General features: G+C 29.4%; 1 protein-coding gene. It reads left to right on the top strand.

Annotated elements, in window-relative coordinates; genetic code table 11:
* A partial coding sequence (locus tag KPL44_RS25095) for a DUF4176 domain-containing protein (RefSeq protein WP_216256126.1) occupies positions 1-663 on the top strand: 663 nt, incomplete at its 5' end.
* Positions 664-687: the final 24 nt, after the last annotated feature.

Genomic DNA, 687 nt, shown 5'->3' with positions numbered 1-687 from the left:
CATAAGTTGCTTATAAAGTGGCTTGATAAATTGACATATTTAAGTGATTTGAAGAGACAGAGGCTTTATGCTATGGCAAGCAATTATTATAATAATACTAGTTTTTTGCTGAAGATAAATACGGCTATTATTAATGAAGAAAAATATTGTAGTGATAATGATATGGCTAATAGTGTTATATACGCGCGGGAAAATGACTTACATATATTGATTTATGAGGATGGCAGAATGGAATTTACATATCTACAAATAAAAGAAATTATATCTGGAATGATTGATATTTTAGAAAAAATACATCCATTAGGAACAGTAGTCCAATTAAAAAATCAATTTCTCAAAAATATTATAGCTGACAATAAGATAGAAGAGGCACGGTTCGTAATTATTAACCGTTTTATGTTTCATAATGAAATCAAAACATATTTTCAATATGCAGGAGTTGTATATCCATTAGGCATGGTGGGCGTTGGAAAAGCAATACAGTTTACATCAGAGCTTATAGAAAAAGTAGTTCATACAGGATATTCTGATGAGCAAGAAGAGGCATATGTTTATCTATTAAAGAAAGAATTAATTATAGATAAAAAGATGCATTCCTTTGGATTTTCGACAAAGGATGAACGTGAAAACTTTGAAATGAAAACTGAGGTGGAAAGTAAATAGATGATTAAAATTGAGGTAGATCAG

It is taken from the genome of Clostridium sp. DSM 17811, from assembly GCF_018861905.1.
Taxonomy (GTDB): Bacteria; Bacillota; Clostridia; order Clostridiales; family Clostridiaceae; genus Clostridium_AD; species Clostridium_AD frigoriphilum.
Note: the sequence above shows the minus strand (reverse complement) of the source record. Positions and strands in the feature narration are given on the sequence as shown.